22 protein-coding genes are annotated in these 23745 nt (G+C 65.2%); 11 read left to right on the top strand and 11 right to left on the bottom strand.

The window, feature by feature from the left end:
• Positions 1 to 140: 140 nt before the first annotated feature.
• From mdh to BLV07_RS29800, 4 genes are all read right to left on the bottom strand, one after another.
• Complete coding sequence (gene mdh / locus BLV07_RS29815) at positions 141 to 1109, bottom strand: malate dehydrogenase (protein ID WP_091893088.1); 969 nt, start codon at positions 1107 to 1109, stop codon at positions 141 to 143.
• 251 nt (positions 1110 to 1360) lie between these two features.
• Positions 1361 to 2545, bottom strand: a complete 1185-nt coding sequence (gene zapE, locus BLV07_RS29810; RefSeq protein ID WP_091893086.1) for a cell division protein ZapE — start codon at positions 2543 to 2545, stop codon at positions 1361 to 1363.
• 172 nt (positions 2546 to 2717) lie between these two features.
• Positions 2718 to 3254: an RNA 2',3'-cyclic phosphodiesterase gene (gene thpR / locus BLV07_RS29805; protein WP_091893084.1), complete on the bottom strand. Its 537-nt coding sequence runs from the start codon at positions 3252 to 3254 to the stop codon at positions 2718 to 2720.
• Between the two features lie 175 nt (positions 3255 to 3429).
• Entirely contained in the window at positions 3430 to 4065 is a 636-nt protein-coding gene (locus BLV07_RS29800) for an arylesterase (RefSeq protein ID WP_176945857.1), read from the bottom strand.
• A 55-nt stretch (positions 4066 to 4120) separates the two neighbouring features.
• Here BLV07_RS29800 and BLV07_RS29795 point away from each other — a divergent pair, with 55 nt between their 5' ends.
• From BLV07_RS29795 to BLV07_RS29780, 4 genes are all read left to right on the top strand, one after another.
• Positions 4121 to 4843 (top strand): ABC transporter ATP-binding protein, encoded by a 723-nt coding sequence (locus tag BLV07_RS29795; RefSeq protein ID WP_091893080.1) that lies wholly within the window; start codon positions 4121 to 4123, stop codon positions 4841 to 4843.
• Positions 4840 to 7410 carry an ABC transporter permease gene (locus BLV07_RS29790; protein WP_091893078.1) on the top strand — a complete coding sequence of 857 codons (2571 nt, stop codon included), beginning with the start codon at positions 4840 to 4842 and terminating at the stop codon, positions 7408 to 7410. The genes BLV07_RS29795 and BLV07_RS29790 overlap by 4 nt, the downstream gene beginning before the upstream one ends.
• A 269-nt stretch (positions 7411 to 7679) precedes the next feature.
• Positions 7680 to 8471: a Bax inhibitor-1/YccA family protein gene (locus BLV07_RS29785; RefSeq protein WP_025575992.1), complete on the top strand. Its 792-nt coding sequence runs from the start codon at positions 7680 to 7682 to the stop codon at positions 8469 to 8471.
• Positions 8472 to 8731: 260 nt separating this feature from the next.
• Entirely contained in the window at positions 8732 to 9262 is a 531-nt protein-coding gene (locus tag BLV07_RS29780) for a GNAT family N-acetyltransferase (protein ID WP_091893077.1), read from the top strand.
• An 89-nt stretch (positions 9263 to 9351) separates the two neighbouring features.
• Here BLV07_RS29780 and BLV07_RS29775 read toward each other — a convergent pair whose 3' ends face one another.
• The 3 genes from BLV07_RS29775 to acnA form a co-directional block, all read right to left on the bottom strand.
• Entirely contained in the window at positions 9352 to 9723 is a 372-nt protein-coding gene (locus BLV07_RS29775) for a DUF2794 domain-containing protein (RefSeq protein WP_091893201.1), read from the bottom strand.
• Positions 9724 to 10294: 571 nt separating this feature from the next.
• Positions 10295 to 11071, bottom strand: a complete 777-nt coding sequence (locus BLV07_RS29770; RefSeq protein WP_091893075.1) for a DUF1223 domain-containing protein — start codon at positions 11069 to 11071, stop codon at positions 10295 to 10297.
• Between the two features lie 221 nt (positions 11072 to 11292).
• Positions 11293 to 14013, bottom strand: a complete 2721-nt coding sequence (acnA, locus tag BLV07_RS29765; RefSeq protein WP_091893073.1) for an aconitate hydratase AcnA — start codon at positions 14011 to 14013, stop codon at positions 11293 to 11295.
• A gap of 240 nt (positions 14014 to 14253) precedes the next feature.
• On the opposite strand from acnA, the gene ccmA reads away from it, so the two are divergent.
• The 5 genes from ccmA to BLV07_RS29735 all read left to right on the top strand — a co-directional run bounded on the left by ccmA (position 14254) and on the right by BLV07_RS29735 (position 17427).
• Positions 14254 to 14856: a heme ABC exporter ATP-binding protein CcmA gene (ccmA, locus tag BLV07_RS29760; protein WP_091893071.1), complete on the top strand. Its 603-nt coding sequence runs from the start codon at positions 14254 to 14256 to the stop codon at positions 14854 to 14856.
• Between the two features lie 232 nt (positions 14857 to 15088).
• Complete coding sequence (ccmB, locus tag BLV07_RS29750) at positions 15089 to 15757, top strand: heme exporter protein CcmB (protein ID WP_091893069.1); 669 nt, start codon at positions 15089 to 15091, stop codon at positions 15755 to 15757.
• 106 nt (positions 15758 to 15863) lie between these two features.
• Complete coding sequence (locus BLV07_RS29745) at positions 15864 to 16655, top strand: heme ABC transporter permease (RefSeq protein WP_091893067.1); 792 nt, start codon at positions 15864 to 15866, stop codon at positions 16653 to 16655.
• Complete coding sequence (gene ccmD / locus BLV07_RS29740) at positions 16652 to 16837, top strand: heme exporter protein CcmD (protein ID WP_091893065.1); 186 nt, start codon at positions 16652 to 16654, stop codon at positions 16835 to 16837. The genes BLV07_RS29745 and ccmD overlap by 4 nt, the downstream gene beginning before the upstream one ends.
• Entirely contained in the window at positions 16834 to 17427 is a 594-nt protein-coding gene (locus tag BLV07_RS29735; RefSeq protein WP_091893063.1) for a DsbE family thiol:disulfide interchange protein, read from the top strand. Before ccmD ends, BLV07_RS29735 begins: the two co-directional genes overlap by 4 nt.
• 175 nt (positions 17428 to 17602) lie before the next feature.
• Here the strand turns inward: BLV07_RS29735 and BLV07_RS29730 are convergent, their stop codons facing one another.
• On the bottom strand, positions 17603 to 18205 hold the full coding sequence (locus tag BLV07_RS29730) for a septation protein A (protein ID WP_091893061.1): 603 nt from the start codon (positions 18203 to 18205) through the stop codon (positions 17603 to 17605).
• Between the two features lie 2 nt (positions 18206 to 18207).
• Positions 18208 to 19152: a signal recognition particle-docking protein FtsY gene (ftsY, locus tag BLV07_RS29725; RefSeq protein WP_091893059.1), complete on the bottom strand. Its 945-nt coding sequence runs from the start codon at positions 19150 to 19152 to the stop codon at positions 18208 to 18210.
• Between the two features lie 47 nt (positions 19153 to 19199).
• Between ftsY and BLV07_RS29720 the strand changes: the two genes are divergently transcribed.
• Together BLV07_RS29720 and BLV07_RS29715 are read left to right on the top strand one after the other, a co-directional pair.
• On the top strand, positions 19200 to 19901 hold the full coding sequence (locus tag BLV07_RS29720) for an RluA family pseudouridine synthase (RefSeq protein ID WP_176945846.1): 702 nt from the start codon (positions 19200 to 19202) through the stop codon (positions 19899 to 19901).
• A 255-nt stretch (positions 19902 to 20156) separates the two neighbouring features.
• Positions 20157 to 21266, top strand: coding sequence for a DUF2336 domain-containing protein (locus BLV07_RS29715; protein WP_091893057.1), 1110 nt, complete (start codon positions 20157 to 20159; stop codon positions 21264 to 21266).
• Positions 21267 to 21458: 192 nt separating this feature from the next.
• Here BLV07_RS29715 and mtaB read toward each other — a convergent pair whose 3' ends face one another.
• Positions 21459 to 22712, bottom strand: a complete 1254-nt coding sequence (gene mtaB / locus BLV07_RS29710) for a tRNA (N(6)-L-threonylcarbamoyladenosine(37)-C(2))-methylthiotransferase MtaB (protein ID WP_091893055.1) — start codon at positions 22710 to 22712, stop codon at positions 21459 to 21461.
• Positions 22712 to 23587, bottom strand: a complete 876-nt coding sequence (gene dapF / locus BLV07_RS29705) for a diaminopimelate epimerase (RefSeq protein ID WP_091893052.1) — start codon at positions 23585 to 23587, stop codon at positions 22712 to 22714. The genes mtaB and dapF overlap by 1 nt, the downstream gene beginning before the upstream one ends.
• Between the last annotated feature and the right edge of the window lie 158 nt (positions 23588 to 23745).

Raw genomic sequence — 23745 nt, 5'->3', positions numbered from 1 at the left:
GAACTGCAACCCGGATTCTTTAAATCGAGATCTCTGAACTGCGAGATCACTGGCTGACCCGGAGCCCGCCCGGACACCCAGGCCCCGGAAATGAAACCGCCGAAGACCGGTTTTCGGGCTTCGGCGGGAATTGCTGGCGCTTAGCGGCCGAGAAGATCGGGGGCGATCTTCTTGCAGGCGTCGACCAGGCCCTGCACGGCGCCGACCGACTTGTCGAAGGCCTCGCGGTCCTTGCCGGCGAGTTCGATCTCGACCACGCGCTCGACGCCCTTGGAGCCGATCACGACGGGCACGCCGACATACATGTCCTTCACGCTGTACTCGCCGTTCAGGTAGGCGGCGCAGGGCAGCACGCGCTTCTTGTCCCGCAGATAGCTCTCGGCCATCGCGATTGCCGACGCCGCCGGCGCATAGAAGGCCGAACCGGTCTTGAGCAGGTTGACGATCTCGGCGCCGCCGTTGCGGGTGCGGTCGACGATCTCATCGAGACGCGCCTGCGAGGTCCAGCCCATCTTGACGAGGTCGGGCAGCGGGATGCCGGCGACGGTGGAGTACTTCACCAGCGGCACCATGGTGTCGCCATGGCCGCCGAGCACGAAGGCGGTGACGTCCTCGACCGAGACGTTGAACTCATCGGCCAGGAAGTAGCGGAAGCGCGCCGAATCCAGCACGCCGGCCATGCCGACGACTTTCTTGTGCGGCAGGCCCGAGGCCTTCTGAAGCGCCCACACCATCGCGTCGAGCGGGTTGGTGATGCAGATGACGAAAGCGTCGGGAGCGTACTTCTTGATGCCGGCACCGACCTGCTCCATGACCTTGAGGTTGATGGAGAGGAGGTCGTCGCGGCTCATGCCGGGCTTGCGCGGCACGCCGGCGGTGACGATGCAAACTTTTGCGTTGTCGAGCGCTTCGTAGGAGTTCGCGCCGCTGTAGTGCGCGTCAAAGCCGTCGACCGGCGAGGACTGCGCGATGTCGAGTGCCTTGCCCTGCGGCACGCCCTCGGCGATGTCGAACATCACGACGTCGCCCAGTTCTTTCAGGCCGATGAGGTGAGCCAGCGTTCCGCCGATCTGGCCGGAGCCAATCAAAGCAATCTTGTCGCGCGCCATGTGAACCTGTCCTTTAGACACGTAAGGAGGGGAAAACTGAGACGGGTGGTTATCCCTTTCGCCTCCCCCGTTCAAGTCGGTGGATGCCCATTTGTCGGGCTTGCCGCGATAGCAGCCATACCCGGTCCGTCATTCCGGGATGCGCCGACAGGCGCAGGCCTGGAATCCATTGAGCTGCAGAGTTGGTGACGCGATGGATTTCCGGGCTCGCGCGTGGCGCGCCCTGGAATGACAGCGCTGGCAAATAGGACTTAAGTCTCCACCAGGCCCTTGGTCGAGCCGCTGGCGGTGGAATCCTTGCGGCCGTGAGGCAGCGCCAGATAGGATTCCGAGCTCATCTCGATCAGGCGTGATGCGGTCCGCTTGAACTCGTTGGCCTCGTTGCCTTCGGTGGCGAGGTACAGCGAGATCGGATTGGCATCGGCCGAGGCCATCAACTTCACCGCATTGTCATAGAGCGTGTCGATCAGCGTGATGAAGCGCTTGGCGGCGTTGCGCTGGGAGAAGTCCATCACTGGAATATGGTCGACCAGGATGGTGTGATAGTCGTGCGCGAGCCTGAGATAGTCCGATGCCCCAAGCGGCTTCTCGCAGAGATCGGCGAACGAGAACCGCGCCACGCCATGGGCCGAGCACGGCACGTGCAGGATGCGGCCTTTGATCGAAATGTCGTGCGGCTTGCATCGGGCGCCGCCGCTCATCTTCGACCAGGCGCGGTCGAGCGCGGCATGCGCATCAACGTCGGCCGGCGTCAGCCACATCGGCACGCCCTGAAGCTTCTCCAGGCGGAAGTCGGTGCGCGCATCGAGACGCGCGACATCCATGTGGTCGGTGATCTGCTTGATGAAAGGCAGGAACAGCGACCGGTTCAGGCCGCCCTTGTAGAGATCGTCGGGCGCGACGTTGGAGGTCGCGACCATGACGGTGCCGAGCTCGAACAGCTTTGCGAACAGACGGCCGAGGATCATCGCGTCCGCGATGTCGGTGACATGGAATTCGTCGAAGCAGAGCAGCCAGCTCTCCTCGAAGATTGCAGTCGCGGTCAGCGCGATGACGTCAGCGTCGGCGATCTCGCCGCGCGCGATGCCCTGGCGATAGTCATAGATGCGCTCATGCGCCTCCGCCATGAACTCGTGGAAATGCGCGCGGCGCTTGTGCTCGACGGTACTGTACTGGAAGAACAGGTCCATCAGCATGGTCTTGCCGCGACCGACCTCGCCATGGATGTAGAGCCCGCGCGGCGTCTCGTCCTTGTCACTGCTGAAGAGGCGGCTGAGCAGGCCCTGCTTGCGCTGCGGCTTGTAAGTCGCGAGCCGCAGGTCGAGCGCCGCATAGGCCTCGGCGACTTCGGCCTGCGCGGCATCGGGCTCGATCGCGCCAGACGCGATCTCGGCCTGATAGGCTTCGCTGAACGGGGAACTTGGGGTCGTGAGCATGGCCCCTTACCGCCAGAGACCGGCGGAAATTGCAAGCCGTGAATTGGTGGATGGGGTATGCGGATTCGTGTCCCGGACGCGCTGATCCGGGACCCACCGCTTCGTTCATCGCCAAATTTCGTTCATCGCTGAGCGCTGGGCCCCGGCTCTACGGCCGGGGCATGAGAGCAAGCTACGCACACAGCTCGTAAGCGTCCTCGACGACATACGGGCCGCCGCCGGTTGAAGCGCGGGACGAGAACAGAACAAAGCGCTCCGCCATGAACGCCTTGCTCGGGAAGTAGCCACGCAGCGAGAGATAGTCGGCGACGTCGCGATCGGAGGCGTCGTGCAGCCGGGCCAGCGTGACATGCGGAATGAACTTGCGGCCTTCAGGATCGAGACCGATCCGCTGCATCATGCGTTCGAGCTCGGCCTGCAATTCCATCAGCGGCTTGCTCGGCGCGATCGTCGCAACGACTGCCCGCGGTTTGCGGCCGCCAAAACTCGTGAGGCCCTGCACCTTCACCTCGAACGGCTTGCGGTCGACGCGAAACAGCATCGAGGCGATCTCGTTGGCGGAGACACCATCGATATCGCCGATGAAGCGCAAGGTGACGTGATAATTTTCGGGATCGATCCAGCGGGCGCCGGGAAGGCCACCCCTCAAGTTGGAAAGCGACTGGCCGATCTCGGCCGGAATTTCCAGACCAGTGAACAAACGCGGCATCGTTTCGCACTCCCGATGCTTGGGTACAGCCCCTGGGAAGCAGGACCATCCCCAAATTAGAGCCGGCGACGAATCACCGGTACCCTGATTCCTATCGCAGTTGTGTGACTCTGCGAAGCTTAGCCCGCCTCACCCCGGTAAAACCCTGGGAATTACGGTTAGCGCTGCCTGCTTTTCAACGCCGTTGCTCAGCGATCGTGCCAAGGAATGCCTCCACGGTGGGCATCATCCTTTCGACGATGATGTCGACGCCGGCCGCGGTCGGATGAATGCCGTCGGCCTGGTTGAGCTTGGCGTCGGCGGCGACGGCGTCGAGGAAGAACGGATAGAGCGGCACGTCGAATTTTTTCGCCAGCTCCGGATAAATCGAATTGAAGCGCGCGGCGTAATCGGCGCCGTAATTCGGCGGCGCCAGCATGCCGCACAGCAGCACTGCGATCTTGCGTGCCTTGAGCCGCTGAACGATGTCGCTCAGCGCGGCGCGCGTCAAATCGGGATCGATGCCGCGCAGCGCGTCGTTGGCGCCGAGCTCGACGATGACGGCCTCGGTTCCTTCAGGCACCGACCAGTCGAGCCGGTCGCGGCCGCCGGAGGAGGTGTCGCCGGACACCCCGGCATTGATCATGTCGACCGCTATGCCCTTGGCCTGCAAGGCCTTTTGCAGCTTTTGGGGAAATGCGTCCTGGGCCGGTAGGCCGAGACCGGCGCTCAGGGAATCGCCGAGAACGACGAGCTTGATCGGCTTCTGCCCCTGTGCCGAGGCCGTCGTGATGGCCGTCATCAAAGCGAACATCAACACGGCTATGTGCATGAACAATCCGTAACGCCTCTCGACCGCGCCAGCGGAGTTGCCATATGACCGGACCATGGACAGTCGCATCGAAACCTCTTCGCTCGCCGCCACCGCGGCGGACACCATCGCCATCTCCAACGTCAATCTCTCATTGGGCACGGGCGCGGCGCGCGTTCACATCCTCAAGGATATCAGCCTGCGCGTGGGCCGGAGCGAGACGATCGGCCTGATCGGCCCGTCAGGCTCGGGCAAATCCACGCTGCTGATGGTGATGGCGGGGCTGGAGCGTCCTGATAGCGGAGAGGTGGTGGTCAACGGCACGCCTTTCAATGCCCTCGACGAGGACGCGCTGGCCCGCTTCCGCGGCCGCCAGGTCGGCATTGTCTTCCAGTCCTTCCATCTGATCCCGACCATGACGGCGCTTGAGAACGTCGCGGTGCCGCTCGAACTCGCCGGCAATCCCGATGCCGCCAGGCGCGCGGCGCAGGAGCTGCAATCGGTCGGGCTCGGCGATCGCCTGCATCATTATCCGACGCAACTCTCCGGCGGCGAGCAGCAGCGCGTTGCGCTGGCGCGCGCGCTGGCGCCCGATCCGGCGATCCTCGTCGCCGACGAGCCGACTGGCAATCTGGATGAGACAACCGGAAAGCAGATCATCGATCTCCTGTTTAGCAAGCATGCCGAGCGCGGCATGACCTTGGTGCTGGTCACGCACGATTCCTCGCTCGCGCATCGCTGCGATCGCGTCATCCGCCTGCGCTCCGGGCGCATCGACACGCAGTCCGCGCCCGCATGAGCACGGCTGCCGAATCGTTCGCGAGGCCCGGTGCCGTCGCGCTGTCGCTGCGCTACGCGCTGCGCGAATTGCGCGGAGGCCTGCGCGGCTTCTACGTCTTCATCGCCTGCATCGCGCTCGGCGTGATGGCGATCGCCGGCGTCGGCTCGGTCTCGGCGAGCCTCTCCGACGGTCTTGCGCGCGAAGGCCGCACGCTGCTCGGCGGCGACGTCTCGTTCGTGCTGTTCCAGCGCGAGGCCAAGCCGGAAGAGGTCGCGTTCCTGCGCTCGCGCGGCACCGTGTCGACAGCCGCGACCTTGCGCGGCATGGCGCGCTCGACTGATGGCAAGCTCGCGCTGGTCGAGATGAAGGCGGTCGACGACAGCTATCCGATGCTCGGCCAGCTGAAACTGGCGCCGCCGCTGCCGATGTCCGATCTGCTTGCGGAGCGTGACGGCGCGTTCGGCGCCGCCGCCGATCCAACGCTGCTGGCGCGGCTCTCGCTCAAGACCGGCGATCGCGTCACCATCGGCTCGGCGACGTTCCAGATCCGCAGCACCGTCGAGGCCGAACCCGACAAGCTCGCCGGCGGCATCGGCTTCGGTCCGCGCTTCCTGATCAGCCAGGCGGGCCTGCGCGCCACCGGCCTGATCCAACCCGGCAGCCTGATGCGCTGGGTCTACCGGGTGAAGCTGCCTGACGCCGCCAACGGCGAACGCGCCACCGAGACTTTCATCACTGACGCGCGCAACGCGGCGCCGCAGGCCGGCTGGGAGATCCGCAGCCGCTCCAACGCCTCGCCGCAGCTCGAGCGCAACATCAACCGTTTCACTCAGTTCCTGACGCTGGTCGGCCTCGCCGCGCTGCTGGTCGGCGGCGTCGGCGTCGCCAATGCCGTCAAGAGCCATATCGACCGCCGGCTCGAGGTGATCGCGGCTTTCAAGGCCGTCGGCGCCACCGGCCGCGACGTGTTCGGCATCTATCTCGCGCAGGTCATCCTGCTCGCCGCGATCGGCTCGGTGATCGGCCTTGCGCTCGGCGCCGCGATGCCCTTCGCCATCGTCGGCCTGTTCGGCAAGCTGTTGCCGCTGCCGGTGGTGCCGGCCGTGCATGCCGACGAGCTAGCGCTGTCCTTCGTCTATGGCCTGCTCACCGCATTGGCTTTCGGCCTGTGGCCGCTCGGCCGCGTCCACGACGTGCCGGTGGCCGCGCTGTTTCGCGACACCATCAGCTCGGAATGGCACCGGCCGCGCTTGGGCTACCTGGTGTTCATGGGCGTCGTGATCGTCCTGCTCGTCGCCGTCGTGATCGGCCTGTCCTTCGACAAGCGCATCGCCGTGGTGTTCGTGGCCTCCTCCGTCGTCGTGTTCGCCCTGCTGCGCGGCATCGCCGCCCTCTTGATGGCCATCGCACGGCACCTGCCGCGGACGCGGCTGCCGATGCTGCGGCTGGCCATCGCCAACATCCACCGGCCGGGCGCGCTGACGCCGTCCGTCGTGCTGTCACTGGGGCTCGGGCTCGCCGTGCTCGTCACCATCACCCAGATCGACGGCAATCTGCGCCGCCAGTTCCTGGCGTCGCTTCCCGAGCAGGCGCCATCGTTCTTCTTCATCGACATCCCGAGCGCGCAAGCCGAGCAGTTCGACCTCTATCTGCGCCAGATCGCCCCCGGTGCCAAGGTCGAGGACGTGCCGATGCTGCGTGGCCGCATCGTCGGCGCGCGCGGATTGCGCGCCGAGAAGCTCAAGCCCTCGACCGATTCCGAATGGGTGCTGCAAAGCGACCGTGGCCTGACCTATACCGGCGAGCTGCCGAAGGGGTCCAAGGTGGTCGAGGGCGAATGGTGGAGCGCCGACTATTCCGGCCCGCCGCTGGTCTCGATCGAAAAGAAGATCGCCGACGGACTCGGTCTCAAGCTCGGCGACGAGATCGTGGTCAACGTGCTTGGCCGTGACATCCCGGCCAGAATCGGCAATCTGCGCACCATCGACTGGCAGGGGCTCGGCATCAATTTCGTCCTCGTGTTCTCGCCGAACGCCTTCAAGGGCGCACCGCATACCCATATCGCAACGCTGACCGAAGCCGGCAGCAACGCTGCGGGCGACGGCAAGATCATCAAGCAAGTGGCCGACGCCTATCCGATGGTGACGAGCGTGCGCGTGCGCGAGGTGATGGAGACGGTCGGCTCGGTGGTGACCAACTTGGCGCTCGCGATCCGCGGCGCCAGTGCGGTGACCCTGATCTCGGCGATCCTGGTGCTCGGCGGGGCGCTCGCCGCCGGTCATCGCCACCGGGTCTATGATGCGGTGATCCTGAAGACGCTGGGCGCGACGCGGCTGCGGCTGCTCGGCGCCTATGCGCTCGAATACCTCCTGATCGGGCTCGCCACCGCAGTGTTCGGCGTGATCGCCGGCAGCATCGCGGCCTGGATGATCGTGACGCGGCTGATGACGCTGAGTTTCGTCTGGCAGGCCGGCAGCGCCGCCAGCGTGGTCGCGGCCGCGCTCGTCGTCACTGTGGGGCTCGGGCTCGCCGGCACGCTGCTCGCGTTGAACAAAAAGCCCGCGACGGTGTTGCGGAATTTGTGACAAAAGGTAGCGGATGGGCGCGCGGGAGCGGAATCGCACGATTCCTGCGATTAACCACGTCCGCCCGTCAGGATTGTGGCCGAGGGCGACATTCGGCCGCGCGTGGACGGTTGCAGCGAATGTGTTAGTTTCCCACATATCGAGTGGGTTCGGAGCCCCGATTGTGAGCCAAAATTTAGTCGGCTGGCAGCGGTATCCGAGATAGAACTGACGAACCGGCGGCATGGCGACCCTCATGCCGGACCGGACCAACCAACGGGAATTCGACCATGTCGGACCTAGACCGTAACTACGCTTCTCCTTTCGGCAGGGCCGCCGGGCGTGTTGACGCCGCGACGGTCGATGCCGGCCTGCGCGCCTATATGCTGCGCATCTACAATTACATGAGCATCGGCCTGGCCATCACGGGCCTTGCCGCGCTCGGCGTCTACATGGCCGCCGTGACGGACGTCCCGACGCCGGAAGCCGTCCGCGTCGGCAAGCTGTTCCTGACGCCATTCGGCTACGCGATGTTCGTGAGCCCCCTGAAGTGGCTGTTCATGCTGGCGCCGCTCGCGATGGTGTTCGTGATCTCGGCGGGCATCAACCGTCTGGCACCCTCGACGGCCCAGATCCTGTTCTGGGTGTTCTCGGCGCTGATGGGCATCTCGCTGTCGTCGATCTTCCTGGTGTTCACGCACACCTCGATCGTGCGGGTGTTCTTCATCACCGCGGCGACCTTCGGCGCGCTCAGCCTCTACGGCTACACCACCAAGCGTGACCTGACCGGAATGGGCTCGTTCCTGTTCATGGGCCTGATCGGCATCATCATCGCGAGCCTGGTGAACCTGTTCCTGGCCAGCTCGATGCTGCAGTTCATCGTGTCGGTGGTCGGCGTGCTGGTGTTCGCGGGCCTCACTGCCTGGGATACCCAGCGGCTGAAGAACGACTACATCTACGGCTACGCCTCGGCCGGCGGCGACATCGCAGAGCGTGCGGCCATCACCGGCGCGCTGTCGCTGTACCTGAACTTCATCAACCTGTTCACGCTGCTGTTGCAGCTCCTCGGCCAGCGCGACTAACGCCAGGACGAGGGAACGACATGAACCCCGGCCGAAAGGCCGGGGTTTTTGTTTGGGCCGGGCTGTACCCACAGGCACCGTCATTGCGAGGAGCTCTTGCGACGAAGCAATCCAGAGTGCCTCCACGGATGCATTTCTGGATTGCTTCGCGGAGCCTGTCATCGGGCCGCGCGTTGCGCGGACCCGGTGGCTCGCAATGACGCCGGAGAAGCAGCGCAGCCCCCTTCCAGCGGTCGCGGGAAGCCTCTAATCTTCCCGCCATGTCCGCACCAGAAATCAGGCCCACCACCGAGGCCGACCTTCCCGCCATCACCGCCATCTATCAGCAGGCCGTCCGCGAGGGCACCGCGACGTTCGAGCTGGAGCCGCCCGACCTTGACGAGATGACACGGCGCTATCGCGCGCTGATCGACGGCGGCTATCCCTATTTCGTCGCCATCCTCGATCGTCGCGTGGCCGGCTATGCCTATGCCGCGGCCTACCGGCCGCGGCCGGCCTATCGCTTCACGGTCGAGAATTCGATCTATCTCGACCCCTCCTTCCACCGCCGCGGTGTCGGCTCCCTGCTGCTGGAGCGGCTGATCACCGAATGCGTGGCGCGTGGCTTCCGACAGATGATCGCGGTGATCGGCGATTCCGCCAATGCCGGCTCGATCGGCGTTCACACCAAGAGCGGCTTCAAGATGATCGGCACGCATCCCAATGTCGGGCTGAAATTCGGCCGCTGGCTGGATACGGTGATGATGCAACGTGACCTCGGCGAGGGCGCGCGCACGGTGCCGGGGAAGTAGATGCCGTAGCCCGGGTGAGCGAAGCGATACCCGGGAACGGTGCAAGCAAAGTCCCGGATGTCGCTTCGCTCATCCGGGCTACGAAAGCCTCACACCACCGCCAGCTTCCGATCGATCACCAGTAGCACGCGCTCGAGCTCGTGACCGCGGCGCAGGATCAGGCCGGTCGCCGAGATCACGCTGTACATGCCCTGCTTGCGCGCAAGCCGCGGGTCCTTCTCGATCCGATAGATCGGCACTTCCGAAGCGCGGCGATAGACCGAGAACACGGCGCGGTCCTTCAGGAAGTCGATAGCGTAGTCGCGCCACTCGCCGTCGGCGACCATGCGGCCGTAGAGATTGAGAATCCGGTGCAGCTCGAGGCGGTTGAACGTCACCCGATTCGGGTGCGTCGTCGCAGCGGCGGGGCGCGCCGCCGCGCGCTGCTCGCTCGGCTCGGCATCCTCCGACATCAGATTCATGGGAAGCGCCTCCTCATCGCACGGCATGCCCCGCGTCCGCGACAACCGGAACCTCGGGCATCATGACAGTTGCATGATTGCGCCAACCGGTCCCTACCGCAAGGGGCCTCCTCGTTCGACTCATCGAATCGGGACACACGCAATGGTGGAACTTTGTCGCGGCAAACCGTCACGGGATCGTTAGCAGGAATCATAGTGTCGCCGCTTTTCCGCCTAGCGACTGCCGCCCTGCACTGCGAAAAGGCTCACGTGCGTTGGCCCGGTCCTTCGGTTCCGGATTCCTCAGCCCCCAGCCCCCCGGGGTCGACAGGATCGGGTCTGTACGCGCGACAAGGAGGGCCAACGCAAGTTGGTCCTTTTTTGTTTGTGTCGGGATGTTTCCGGCTCGCCGAGCCCGCTCTCTCTCCTCATGCACCGGCTCTCCCCCTCATCCTGAGGGCCGCGCCCGCGCGGCGTCTCGAAGGATGAAAGGCCGAGCTGCATCCGCCGGGCCTGCATGGTTCGAGACGCGCAAGGGCGCGCTCCTCACCATGGGAGTTAGAGCGAGTGCGAGGCTGGTGCGCGCGTGAAATCAGTGCAGCGACGTGTACGCCGCGCCCAGCATCGCACCCGGCTTCTCTCGGTTGCCATCCTGAACATAGACCACCGCGCCGTCGACGCCGTCGCGCGTGAAGTTCTCGATCGGCACCGTCCAGCTTTCCGGACGGCCGGTCCAATCGCCGACCTTGAGCAGGTTGCGCACCACGTTGTGGTAGGTGATCTGCTGTCCGCGATTTTCGCCGCGGGTGATCGTGATCGGCACCGACTTGGCGATCGAGCAGATCCAGACCTCGCCATGCGAGACTGTGGGCTCGTTGCTCGCGGCGACGGAGACGCTGATCTGCTTGCCCGCAAGCGACATCGTCACCGGCACGCTCATCACGCCCATGCCCTTGTCGGTCTTGCCGATCGCATTCTCGATGCCGGTGCGATCGCTGCCGATGACATGGGTCGAGCCATTGACGACGACCTGCGGCGTGTAGACCTCGCGGTCGCCGCGCATGCGCGAGTAGGCACGCTGCCGCGCAGAGAACCGCGAATCGGCCAGCGTGTCCTTCCAGCCGAGATAGTCCCAATAGTCGATCGGCATGCTCAGCGCGATGACCGAGGGATCTTTGGAGAGATCGCCGATGATCTTGTCGGCGGGCGGGCAGGACGAGCAGCCCTGCGAGGTAAACAATTCGACAACGGCGCGGGGATCAGCCTCGGCAGGGCGGATGACGGCGACGATCGCACAGATGCCGAGAGCACCCGACCAGAGGGCACTGGACCAACGTGAAATCGGATGAGAAGCCGTCATTGTTGTCATGTCGAACGCCGCACACCATTGCTCGTGAGAGGGAATCTTATCGCCTGATGGTCACCGTAATCTTACGGGGCGCAGCACATTCTTCCGTCCAGGAGGAGGTTTTCCACCGGCCGGGCCCATCCGAAACGTGCCGCAAAACGCGCGAAGGCGGCCTTTTGATAGGCCGCCTTCGTTCTGGCTTCTACTCACTTCGCAGTGAGCCATCGTTCACAAATCCGCGCTTACGCCGCGAGCTTGCGCAGGACGTAATGGAGGATGCCGCCATTGCGGTAGTAATCGAGCTCGTCCAGCGTATCGATGCGGCAAAGCAGCGAAACGCGCTGCAACGAACCGTCGCCGGAAACGATCTCCGCGGTCAGCTTCTGGCGCGGCCTGAGGTCGCCGACGAGGCCGCGCAACGTGACCTTCTCGTCACCCTTCAGACCCAGCGACTGCCAGGAAGTGCCGTCCTCGAAGGTCAGCGGCAGCACGCCCATGCCGACCAGGTTCGAACGGTGGATGCGCTCGAAGCTCTGGCAGATCACGGCGCGAACGCCGAGCAGGCGCGTGCCCTTCGCGGCCCAGTCGCGCGAGGAGCCGTTGCCGTATTCGGCGCCGGCGAACACCACCAGCGGCACCTTCTCTTCCTGGTACTTCATCGCGGCGTCGTAGATCGACATCTGCTCGCCGTCCGGCCAGTGCTTGGTCAGACCGCCTTCCGGAATGTTGCCGTCGGCGCCCTTCAGCATGAAGTTCTTGATGCGGATGTTGGCGAAGGTGCCACGCATCATCACTTCGTGGTTGCCGCGGCGCGTGCCGTACTGATTGAAGTCTGCCGGGCGCACCTGGTGCTCGCTGAGATATTTGCCAGCGGGCGAGGTGAGCTTGATCGAGCCGGCCGGCGAGATGTGGTCGGTGGTGATCTTATCGCCGAACATGGCGAGGATGCGCGCCTCGACGATGTCGGTGACCGGCTCCGGCTCCTTCTTCATGCCGTCGAAATAGGGCGGGTTCTGCACATAGGTCGAAGACATGTTCCAGCGATAGGTCTCGCTCTCGACCGTCTTGATCTTGCGCCAGTTGGTGTCGCCCTTGAACACGTCGGCGTACTTCTTCTTGAAGATCGACGCGGTCACGAACTTCTTCATGAAGGCGTTGATCTCCTTCGTCGTCGGCCAGATGTCCTTCAGGTACACCGGCTTGCCGTCCTTGCCCTCGCCGAGCGGCTCAGTGGCGAGATTCTTGGTCACGCTGCCCGCGAGCGCATGCGCGACGACCAGCGGCGGCGAGGCCAGATAGTTCGCCTGCACGTCCGGCGAGACGCGGCCTTCGAAATTGCGGTTACCTGAGAGCACGGCAGCGGCGACGATGCCGTTGTCGTTGATCGACTTCGAGATCTCTTCCGGCAGCGGACCGGAATTGCCGATGCAGGTGGTGCAGCCGAAGCCGACCAGGTTGAAGCCGACCTTGTCGAGATCTTTCTGCAGACCGGAATCGGCGAGATAGCCCGCGACCACCTGGCTGCCCGGGGCAAGCGAGGTCTTCACCCACGGCTTGGCCTTGAGGCCCTTCGCAGCCGCGTTGCGCGCAAGCAGGCCGGCGCCGATCAGCACGCTCGGATTCGAGGTGTTGGTGCAGGAGGTGATCGCCGCGATCACGACGTCGCCGTGACCGATCTCGAAGTCCTTGCCTTCGACGGCAAAGCGCTTCTCCGGCTCCTCGGCCTTCTTGTACTCGCTGCTGAGCGCGAGCGAGAAGCCCTCGGCCACCGACGGGAGCGCGATGCGCCCCTCGGGACGCTTCGGACCGGCCATCGAGGGAACGACGTCGGCGAGGTCGAGCGTCAGGGTTTCCGTGAACACCGGATCGGGCGACTTGGCGGTGCGGAACAGGCCCTGCGCCTTGGCATAGGCCTGCACCAGCGCAACGCGCGCCGAGGCGCGACCGGAGGTCTTGAGGTAGTCGAGCGCGGCGGCGTCGACCGGGAAGAAGCCGCAGGTCGCGCCATATTCGGGCGCCATGTTGGCGATGGTCGCCTTGTCGGCGACGGAGAGATGGTCGAGGCCCGGGCCGAAGAACTCGACGAACTTGCCGACGACGCCGAGCTTGCGCAGCATCTGCGTCACGGTCAGCACGAGGTCGGTCGCGGTGACGCCTTCCTTCATCGCACCCTTCAGCTTGAAGCCGACCACGTTCGGCAACAGCATCGACAGCGGCTGGCCGAGCATGCAGGCTTCCGCCTCGATGCCGCCGACGCCCCAGCCGAGCACGGCGAGACCATTGACCATGGTGGTGTGGGAATCGGTGCCGACGAGCGAGTCGGGATAAGCGACCTCGAAGGTGCCGGTCTTCTTGCCGACCGTCATCTTCTCCTTCTTGGTCCAGACCGTCTGGGCCAGATATTCGAGATTGACCTGGTGGCAGATGCCGGTGCCGGGCGGCACGACCGAGAAGTTCGAGAACGCCTTCTGACCCCACTTCAGGAACTCGTAGCGCTCCTGGTTCTGCTTGTATTCCTCGGTGACGTTCTTGCCGAAGGCCTTGTTGTCGCCGAAGAAGTTCACGATCACGGAGTGGTCGATGACGAGGTCGACCGGGACCAGCGGATTGATCTTCTCAGCATCGCCGCCGAGCTTCTGCATCGCGTTGCGCATCGCAGCGAGGTCGACCACCGCGGGCACGCCGGTGAAGTCCTGCATCAAGACACGCGCCGGGCGGAACGCGATCTCATGCTCCAGCGACTTCTTGCGCAGCCACTTCGACACCGCGACGATGTCTTCCTTCTTGACCGAGCGGCCGTCCTCGTTGCGCAGCAGGTTCTCGAGCAGGACCTTCATCGAATAGGGAAGTTTCGAAATTCCCTTCAGACCATTCTTCTCGGCCGTGGGCAGGCTGTAATAGACATAGGTCTTGGCGCCGACCTTGAGGGTCTTTTTGCATTTGAAGCTGTCGAGCGAGGTCATGTAGGAATCCCAATTGTTAGTTATACCCGGCAGGGTATTTTAACACCGTCAGCGTATCAGGCTTGGCCGCTTGCAGGGGCAGGTTGAGTTGCTGCATCAAGTAGTTCCGGGCTTATAGAAGCTTTCTAACCGCGCCGCCACAGCCACAATCGTGCCGCGCCAATCCGCGAGCCAAAAATTCCCATGCGCTACCCCAAGTTTTCCTGAGGCCTGGCTTTGAGCGGGTTGAAACGAGGCGAGATGCGGCTTTCAGGTCACGGACTCAGATGCGTGCGGGGTGGCCGCGAGGTGTTCGCCGGCCTCGATTTCGCGGCCGCCTCCGGCGAAGCCGTGGCGGTGATGGGTCGCAACGGATCGGGCAAGACCTCGCTGCTGCGGCTGATCGCCGGCCTGCTCATTCCGGCCGGCGGGACGATCGCGCTGGATGGGGGCGACGGCGAGCTGACGCTGCCGGAGCAATGCCACTATCTCGGCCATCGCGATGCCCTGAAGCCGGCGCTGAGCGTGGCAGAAAATCTGGCATTCTGGGCTGATTTCCTCGGTGGTGAGCGCTGCGATGCCGCCGAGAGCCTCACCAAAGTCGGCCTCGACCACGCCACCCACCTGCCCGCCGCCTTCCTCTCCGCCGGCCAGCGCCGCCGGCTGTCACTGGCCCGGCTATTGACCGTGCGCCGCCCGGTCTGGCTGCTGGACGAGCCGACCACGGCGCTGGACGTGGCCGGCCAGGACATGTTCGGCGGCCTAATGCGCGAGCACCTTTCGCGCGGCGGCATGATCATCGCAGCGACCCACGCGCCATTGGGGATCGACTCGCGCGAGCTCAGGATCGGGGGAATGGCGTGAGGCGGCTTCACCCTCAGTTTTTCGAGCGGCAAAGCTTCGCTCTTTCACCCGGGACGCAGCCGTCGCCGCGGGCTCCCTTGCCTCTCCCGCTTGCGGGAGAGGCCGGCGCGCAGCGCCGGGTGAGGGTTCTCTCCTCTGGGGGAGTCTTCGTTGCCGAGACACCCTCACCCCAGCCCTCCCCCGCAAGCGGGGGAGGGAGCGCACCGCCTTTGGGGCACGAGGGGAGCCTCTCATGACCGCCTTGTCGGCCCTGATCCACCGGGACATCCGGATCGCGCTCCGCGTCGGCGGCGGGGCGCTGATCGGCGTGCTGTTCTTCCTGACCGTGGTGGTGCTGATGCCGTTCGCGGTGGGCCCGGATCTGGCGCTGCTGTCGCGGCTCGGGCCGGCCATTCTCTGGCTCGGTGCGCTGCTGGCAAGCCTGCTGACCCTGGACCGGCTGTTCATGGCCGACCATGAGGATGGTTCGCTCGACCTGATCACGATGAGCCGGACGCCGCTGGAACTCGCCTGCGCCGCCAAGGCGTTGGCGCATTGGCTGGCGGCCGGCCTGCCGCTGATTGTCGCAACACCCGTGCTCGGCCTCTTGCTCAACCTCGACATGGTCGCAACCGGCGCGGTGGCGCTGACGCTGCTGGCGGGAACCCCGGCGCTCACTTTCACCGGCATGATCGGCGCGGCACTGGCGGTGACCCTGCATCGGGGCGGACTGCTGATGGCCGTGCTGGTGCTGCCGCTGTCGATTCCGGTGCTGATTTTCGGGGTCGCGGCCTCGCAGGCCGTGATCGTCGGTCCGATGACGTTCGGCGCGCCGTTCTCGATCCTCTGCGCGCTGTCGCTGGTCAGCCTCGTGATCGGACCCTTCGCCGCGGCGGCGAGCCTGCGGCATGGACTCGACTGAGATGGGCTCGATTGAGATGGGCCCGCCTGACCTTGACCCACATCAACTTTCGCGACGTGCTTTCGTGCTGATTGCCTGAGCGCTCCCGGATGATTATCAGAATACCATGACGCTGATCGACCTCGCCAATCCCACGCGGTTCCTCGCGCTGACAGCGCGTCTGCTGCCGTGGCTTGCGGCTGCGACCGTCATCCTGCTCGCCATCGGTCTCTACCAGTCGGCGCTTGCGCCCGACGACTACCAGCAGGGCGCGACGGTGAAGATCATGTTCATCCACGTGCCCAATGCCTGGCTCTCGATGTTCGTGTGGGGCGTGATGAGCATCGCCTCGTTGGGCACGCTGGTGTGGCGGCATCCGCTCGCCGACGTCGCCGCGAAAGCGGCTGCTCCCATCGGCGCTGCCTTCACCTTCCTCGCGCTGCTCACGGGCTCGCTGTGGGGCCGGCCGATGTGGGGCACCTATTGGGAGTGGGACGCGCGGCTGACTTCGGTGCTGATCCTGTTCCTGATGTATCTCGGCCTGATGGCGCTGTGGCGCGCGGTCGACGATCCCTCGCGCGCGGCACGCGCCGCGGCGGTGCTGACGCTGGTTGGCGCCATCAATCTGCCCATCATCAAGTTCTCCGTCGACTGGTGGAACACGCTGCACCAGCCGGCCTCGGTGATGCGCATGGGCGGCTCGACGCTCGACAAGTCGTTCCTGATCCCGCTGCTGGTGATGGCGATCGCCTTCACACTGCTGTTCGTCACGCTGCACTTGGCTGCGATGCGCAACGAGATCCTGCGCCGCCGTGTCCGTTCCCTGCAAATGATGCAGGCGAGCCGCGTCGCGTTTTCGAGCGGAGTGGACGCCGGTTCGCGTGAAGAAAACGCGTCAAAAGAAGCTGGAGCTGCGTGATGATGGCGCTCGGTCCTTACGCGTCGTTCATCGTGACCTCATATGCCGCAGCGGCCCTCGTGGTCGTGATCCTGATCGGCTGGGTCGTGCTCGACTATCGCAACCAGACGCAGCGCCTGCGCGAGCTCGATCGCAGTGGCGTGACCCGCCGCTCGGGCCGCAGCGCGACGGATCGATCATGAGCAATCAATCGAGCCCGGCGACGCCGCAGCGCCGCACCTTCCTGATGGCGCTGCCGCTGATCGCCTTCCTCGGCCTTGCGCTGTTGTTCTGGTTTCGGCTCGGCAGCGGCGATCCCTCGCGGATTCCGTCCGCGCTGATCGGGCGGCCGGCGCCGCAAACGCTGCTGCCGCCGCTCGAGGGATTGCAGGCTGACAATGCGCCGGTACCGGGGCTCGATCCCGCCGCGTTCAAAGGCAAGGTCAGCCTCGTCAACGTCTGGGCGTCCTGGTGCGTGCCGTGCCATGACGAGGCGCCGCTCCTGACCGAGCTCGCCAAGGACAAGCGCTTCCAGCTCGTCGGGATCAACTACAAGGACGCGGCCGACAACGCCCGGCGCTTCCTCGGACGCTACGGCAATCCGTTCGGCCGCGTCGGCGTGGACGCCAACGGCCGCGCCTCGATCGAATGGGGCGTCTATGGCGTGCCCGAGACCTTCGTCGTCGGGCGCGAGGGAACCATCGTCTACAAGCTGGTCGGACCGGTCACGCCGCAAAACCTCACGACGGTGCTGATGCCGGAGCTGGAGAAGGCGCTGAAGGCGGGATCTTAGCCAAGCCCGTCATTGCGAATCAAAGACCCGGCGCCCCACATACAGCTGTCATGCCCCGGCTTGACCGGGGCATCCAGTACGCCGCGGCTTATCGATCAGCCACAGACGGCTCGGAGTACTGGATCGCCCGGTCAAGCCGGGCGATGACACCGAATGTGTGGCGAGCGCTCACCGCTCACCCCTTGCTCACATCTCCCGCCTCGGCCTCGCTCGCCTCCAGCGACACCGGCTCGAGGTGATAGCGCTTGATCAGCGGCATCTGGATCATGCCGAAGATGGCGGTCAGCGGAAGGACGCCGAAGACCTTGAAGTTCACCCAGAAGTCCGTGCTCTGGGTGCGCCAGATGATCTCGTTCAGCACCGCCATGCCGGCGAAGAACAGCGCCCAGCGCAGCGTGAGGATGCGCCAGCCGTGCGGCGTCAGATTGAACACCTGGTCGAACATCACGGCGATGAAGGAGCGGTTGAACAGCAGGCCGCCGCCGAGGATCGCGGCGAACAGGCCGTAGATGATGGTCGGCTTGACCTTGATGAAGGTCTCATCGTGCAGCACGAGGGTCAGCGTGCCGAACACCAGCACGATGACGCCCGTCACGATCGCCATGATCGGGATGTGCCGCGTCACCACATAGGAGGCGGCCATCGCCGCCACGATCGCCACCATGAAGGCGCCGGTCGCGGCGAACAAATTGAACTTCGCATTGACGAAGAAGAACACGAGCAGCGGTCCGAGCTCGGTCGCGAGCTTGAACAACGGATGCGGCTGGGTCTTGTCCATTCTCAACTTTCGATTCCGGCGATGGCGCGGGCGAAATCGCGCGCGGTGAAGGGCGCGAGATCGTCGACGCCTTCGCCGACGCCGATGAAATGCACCGGCAGTTTGAATTTTTCCGCCAGCGCCACCAGGATGCCGCCGCGCGCGGTGCCGTCGAGCTTGGTCATCACGAGGCCGGTGACCCCGGCGGTGCGATGAAAGGCCTCGACCTGCGACAGCGCGTTCTGGCCGACGGTGGCATCCAGCACCAGCAGCACCGCATGCGGCGCGGTGGCATCCACCTTGCGAATGACGCGCACGACCTTCTCGAGCTCGTTCATCAGCTCGGCCTTGTTCTGAAGCCGGCCGGCGGTGTCGATCAGGAGCACGTCGATGCTCTGCTCCTTCGCTGCCGTCAGTGCGTTGAAGGCGAGGCTCGCCGAATCCGATCCTTGCGCGCCGGCGATGACCGGCGTCTTGGTGCGCTCGCCCCAGACCTTGAGCTGCTCGATCGCCGCTGCGCGAAACGTGTCGCCGGCGGCGAGCATCACCTTGCGGCCTTCGGACGCGAACTTTTGCGACAGTTTGCCGATGGTGGTGGTCTTGCCGGAGCCGTTGACGCCGACCACGAGGACGACGAACGGCGTCTTGCCGGCGTCGATCTCGAGCGGCTTCGCCACCGGCGCCAAGACCTTCTCGACTTCGGTCGCGACCACGTCCTTGACCTCATCCGCCGAGATCGCCTTGTCGTAGCGCCCCGCGCCGACGGCGTCCGCGATCCGTACCGCGACTTGCGTGCCGAGATCGGCGCGCAGCAGCACGTCCTCGATGTCGTCGAGCATGGCGCGGTCGAGCTTGCGCTTGGTGACGAGGTCGGCGACCGCGGTCCCGAGCGAGGACGACGTGCGCTTCAGCCCGTTGGATAGGCGGCGCCACCAGCTCAGCTTGGGGGTCTCGGAGGTATCGTTCATGGCGGGGGTGTGTTAGCCGTTCCGGCGATTAAACGAAAGTCTTGCAATTGCTCGATGTTCCCGAATTGACCGCCGATGAAATCTTAAGCCGCGTGCTCCATCGCGACGGCCTGATGCTGGTCATCGACAAGCCGGCCGGCCTGCCGGTGCATCGCGGCCCCAAGGGCGGGGCGAACCTCGAAGCCTCCTTCGACGCGCTCCGCTTCGGCCTGCCACGGCCGCCGGTGTTGGCTCACCGGCTCGATAAGGACACCTCCGGTTGCCTCGTGCTCGGCCGCCACCGCAAGGCGACAGCTTCGCTCGGGCTCCTGTTCAAGCACGGCAAGATCGGCAAGACCTACTGGACCGTGGTCGAGGGCGGCCCTGCCGAAGACGAAGGCAGCATCGACATGCCGCTCGGCCGCCTCAATGCCGAGCGCGGCTGGTGGCAGAAACCGGATCCGGAAGGGCAGAAGGCGATCACCAATTGGAAGGTGATGGGGCGCGGCGCGGGCCTGACCTGGCTCGCCATGGAACCGGTGACCGGACGGACCCATCAATTGCGGGTGCATTCGGCCGCGACCGGCTGGCCGATCATCGGCGATAACATTTACGGCAACGGCCCGCGCTTCGGCGAGCCGCGCTTGCACCTGCATTCCCGCGAAATCGTGGTGCCGATCTCGCGGAACAAGGACCCGATCCGCGTTGTGGCGCCGGCCCCGCCCCACATGCACGAGCGCCTCCGTGCCTGCGGATGGAACGGGGACTGAACCTCTCCCGCTTGCGGGAGAGGTCGGCGCGTAGCGCCGGGTGAGGGTTCTCTCCTCTTGGGGAGTCCCTCTGCGGAGATACCCTCTCCCCAGCCCTCCCCCGCAAGCGGGGGAGGGAGCGCACTGACGCAGCGGCGGCATATCGCTGAGCTAGTCGGCCTCAGGCCATGGTTTACGAAACGTTCAGCGCTCGGCTCTAATGATAGCGGTTGCCTAGAACAAGCTTCTGTAACCGCTCAGGACGAGCAGCGCGTGATGTCCAAGGCCGAGCTATCGATCGTCGACGAGGTCGAATCCGCGATACGGATGGGCTCGCCGGAAAAAGGGCTGGAGACGGCCCGGCGCGTCACCGATCTGTTCCTGGCTTCTGCCGGCAGTTTTGACGACGAGCAGATCGCGCTGTTCGACGATGTGCTCGAGCGCCTGATCGGCACCATCGAGCTGCGTGCCATCGCCGACATCGGCGCCCGCGTTGCGCTCGCCGAGATCAGCGCGCAGCTCGCGCCGATCGCGCAGGCGCCGCCATCCGTGATCCGCCGCCTCGCCAACAATGACGAGATCCGTATCGCCGGACCCGTGCTCCAGGAATCCGCCCGCCTCGACGATGGCGAGCTGATGAAGATCGCCTCCAGCAAGGGCGAGCCGCATCTGCTCGCGGTCGCCGGGCGCTGGTGGCTGAAGGAGATCGTCACCGACGCGCTGCTGGCACGCCGCTATCCCAGCGTCAGCCGGCGGCTCGCCGCCAATCCCGGCGCCCGCGTCTCCGGCAGCGGATTTGCCATCATCGTCGGACAGGCCGAAAGCGATCCGGAGCTCGCAATCAGCATCGGCGTCCGCGTCGATTTGCCGTCGGAGCTGCGCCGCCAATTGCTGCGTTCGGCGAGCGATGCCGTGCGCACCCGCCTGTTGTCACGCGCGCCACCGCATCTGTTCGAGGAAATCCAGAGCGCGATTGCCGCTGTCACCGTCGGCGTCGAGCGCGAGATGTCTGGCGTGCGCGACTTCGAAGGCGCCAAGCGGGCCATCGCAAATCTGAAAGCGCACGGCCGGCTCAACGAAGCGACGCTGTTCAGCTTCGCCAGACAGCGGCGCTATGAGGAGACGGTGGCGGCCCTGGCGGCGTTGTCCGAATCGACGGTCGAAGTGATTCGCCCGCTGATGCAGAGCCTGCGCGACGACGGCCTCTTGGTGCCGTGCAAGGCCGCGCAGCTCGGCTGGGACACCACCGCCGCCGTGCTCGAAAGCCGTTACGCGACAGGCGCGATGAAGCCGGCAGATCTCGCGCGGGCGCAGGGCCATTTTGCGAGAATGACGCCGGAGAACGCGCGGCGCACCCTGCGGTTCTGGCAGGTGCGGGCGTTGTAGGGGCGCGCTTGGGGCACATTGCGGGCCGCGTATTCCGTTGTCGTCCTGGCGAAAGCCAGGACCCATTACCACCGACTTACGGTTTGCGAAGACTCGTGGTTGGCAATCGCGTGCAATAACTACTCCCTGGGGTAATGGGTCCTGGCTTTCGCCAGGACGACGTCGGGGATGCAGTTGTGGAACGACCGCTGTTTACGCCGTCAGCCGCTCGCCATCGCTGCCGGCGATCCTGAGTGGCACGACGCTACCCACCCGCTCGCCCGCAATCGCCACCGGCAGATAATGCTCCGTGCGTCCCTGTCCTTCGCTCTCGATCAGCACCTCGCGTGTTGCGCCGATCTCGGCTTGCAGGCGCTGCCGCAACGCTGCCTCGCCAACTGCACGCAGCCGCCGCGCGCGCTCCTTGATCGCGCTGCCTGCAACCTGTGGCATTCGCGCGGCCGGCGTGCCGGGGCGTGGCGAGTAGGGGAAGACGTGCAGGAAGGTGAGGCCGCATTCCTCGATGAGATCGAGCGAGCGCGAGAACATGTCCTCGGTCTCGGTCGGGAAGCCCGCGATGATGTCGGCGCCGAAAATGACGTCCGGGCGCAGGCGACGCACCTGGTCGCAGAACGCGATCGCATCCTGCCGTAAATGCCGCCGTTTCATGCGCTTCAGGATCATGTCGTCGCCTGACTGCAGCGACAGGTGCAGATGCGGCATCAGCCGCGCATCGTCGGCGATGGCATCTAACAGATCGTCATCTGCCTCGATCGAATCGATCGAGGAGATGCGCAGGCGCTTCAATTCCGGCACGTGCCGCAGGATCTGCTTGGTCAGCATGCCGAGCTTGGGCGCGCCCGGCAGGTCAGCGCCGTAGCTGGTGAGGTCGACGCCGGTCAGCACGATCTCGGCATGGCCGCGCAGGGCCAGCGCCCGCACCTGTTCGACCACCGCGCCCATCGGCACCGAGCGCGAATTGCCGCGGCCGAACGGGATGATGCAGAAGGTGCAGCGATGGTCGCAGCCGTTCTGCACCTGCACGAAGACACGCGGCAGGCCGGTTGCAAAGCCGTCAACGAGATGCGGCGCCATCGCCTTCACCGCCATGATGTCGCTGACGGCGATCTTCTCGCTGGCGCCCATGTCGAATGCATCGCGCGCATCGCGCCATGCGGACGAGCGCAGCTTGTCGTCATTGCCGACGACGCGATCGACTTCGGCCATAGCGGCGAACATCGCGGCTTGCGTCTGCGCCGCGCAGCCGGTGACGACGATGCGGGCCCCGGGCCGCTCGCGCTTCAATTTGCGGATCGACTGGCGCGCCTGCGCCACCGCCTCATTGGTGACGGCGCAGCTATTGATGACGATGGTGTCGGAAAGGCCGGCGCTCTCCGCCTCGCGGTGGATCACCTCAGCCTCGAAGGCGTTGAGGCGGCAGCCGAAAGTGACGACGTCGACGGCCATCAGCCGACCGGCGCGAACAGCGCCGGATCGAAATTGCCTTCATATTCGAAGGTCGCGGTGCCCGTCATCAACACATGGTCGTCGCGCTCGCGCCATTCGATGCCGAGCTTGCCGCCGGGCAGCGTGATCTCGACGTTGCGATTGGCGCGCTTCAGCCGCGCCGCGGCGACGGCCGTGGCGCAGGCCGCCGAACCGCACGCCTTGGTCAGGCCGGCGCCACGCTCCCAGGTGCGGATCGTGACGTGGTCGCGATCGACGATATGGGCAAGCGTGATATTGGCGCGCTCGGGGAAGATCGGATGGTTTTCAAGCAGCGGACCGAAACGCTCGAGATCATAGGCGTTGACGTCTTCGACCCAGAAGACCGCGTGCGGATTGCCCATGCTCACCACGGACGGCGAGTGCAGGATCGGATTGTCGATCGGCCCGATCTGCAACTCGATGTAGCGGGTGTCGCGAAACTCTTCCGCCAGCGGAATGTCCTGCCAGCCGAACTTCGGCACACCCATGTCGACGGTGTAGAGGTCGGGCGCGGGGCCCTGCCAGCAATTGAGCAGACCCGCAGCCGTCTCGAATGTCGCGGTGGTCTGCCCGCTCTTCTCGAAGATGCGGCGCACCACACAGCGCATGCCGTTGCCACAGGCGCCGGCCTCGGAGCCGTCATTGTTGTAGATGCGGATGAAGGCTTCGGTGCCGGCCAGCCGCGGCTTCTGCAGCACCATGAGCTGGTCGTAAGCCACGCCGCCGTTGGCGGACGCCACCGCCCGCGCGTCGTCCGGCGTCACCCGGCTTGCGGAATCGCGCATGTCGACAACGACGATCTCGTTGCCGATGCCGTTCATCTTGGCAAATGCGTGGTTGGCCAGCGCGCTCATGAAAATTCCCGAATTTCGCCCGTCTTATATGGCGATCCTTGCCGGCTTGGCCAGCGGTTTGCTGCGAAGCGCCCTGGAGGCCGCCCATGACGCATCTGTCATGGGACGAATTTGGCGCTCGCGTGTTAGAACTGCGCCGTTCGCGCGACCGGGAGGCG

Source organism: Bradyrhizobium sp. Rc2d (genome assembly GCF_900099855.1).
Lineage (GTDB): Bacteria > Pseudomonadota > Alphaproteobacteria > Rhizobiales > Xanthobacteraceae > Bradyrhizobium.
The sequence above is the reverse complement of the archived record's forward strand: the minus strand, read 5'-3'. Positions and strand labels throughout refer to the sequence as shown.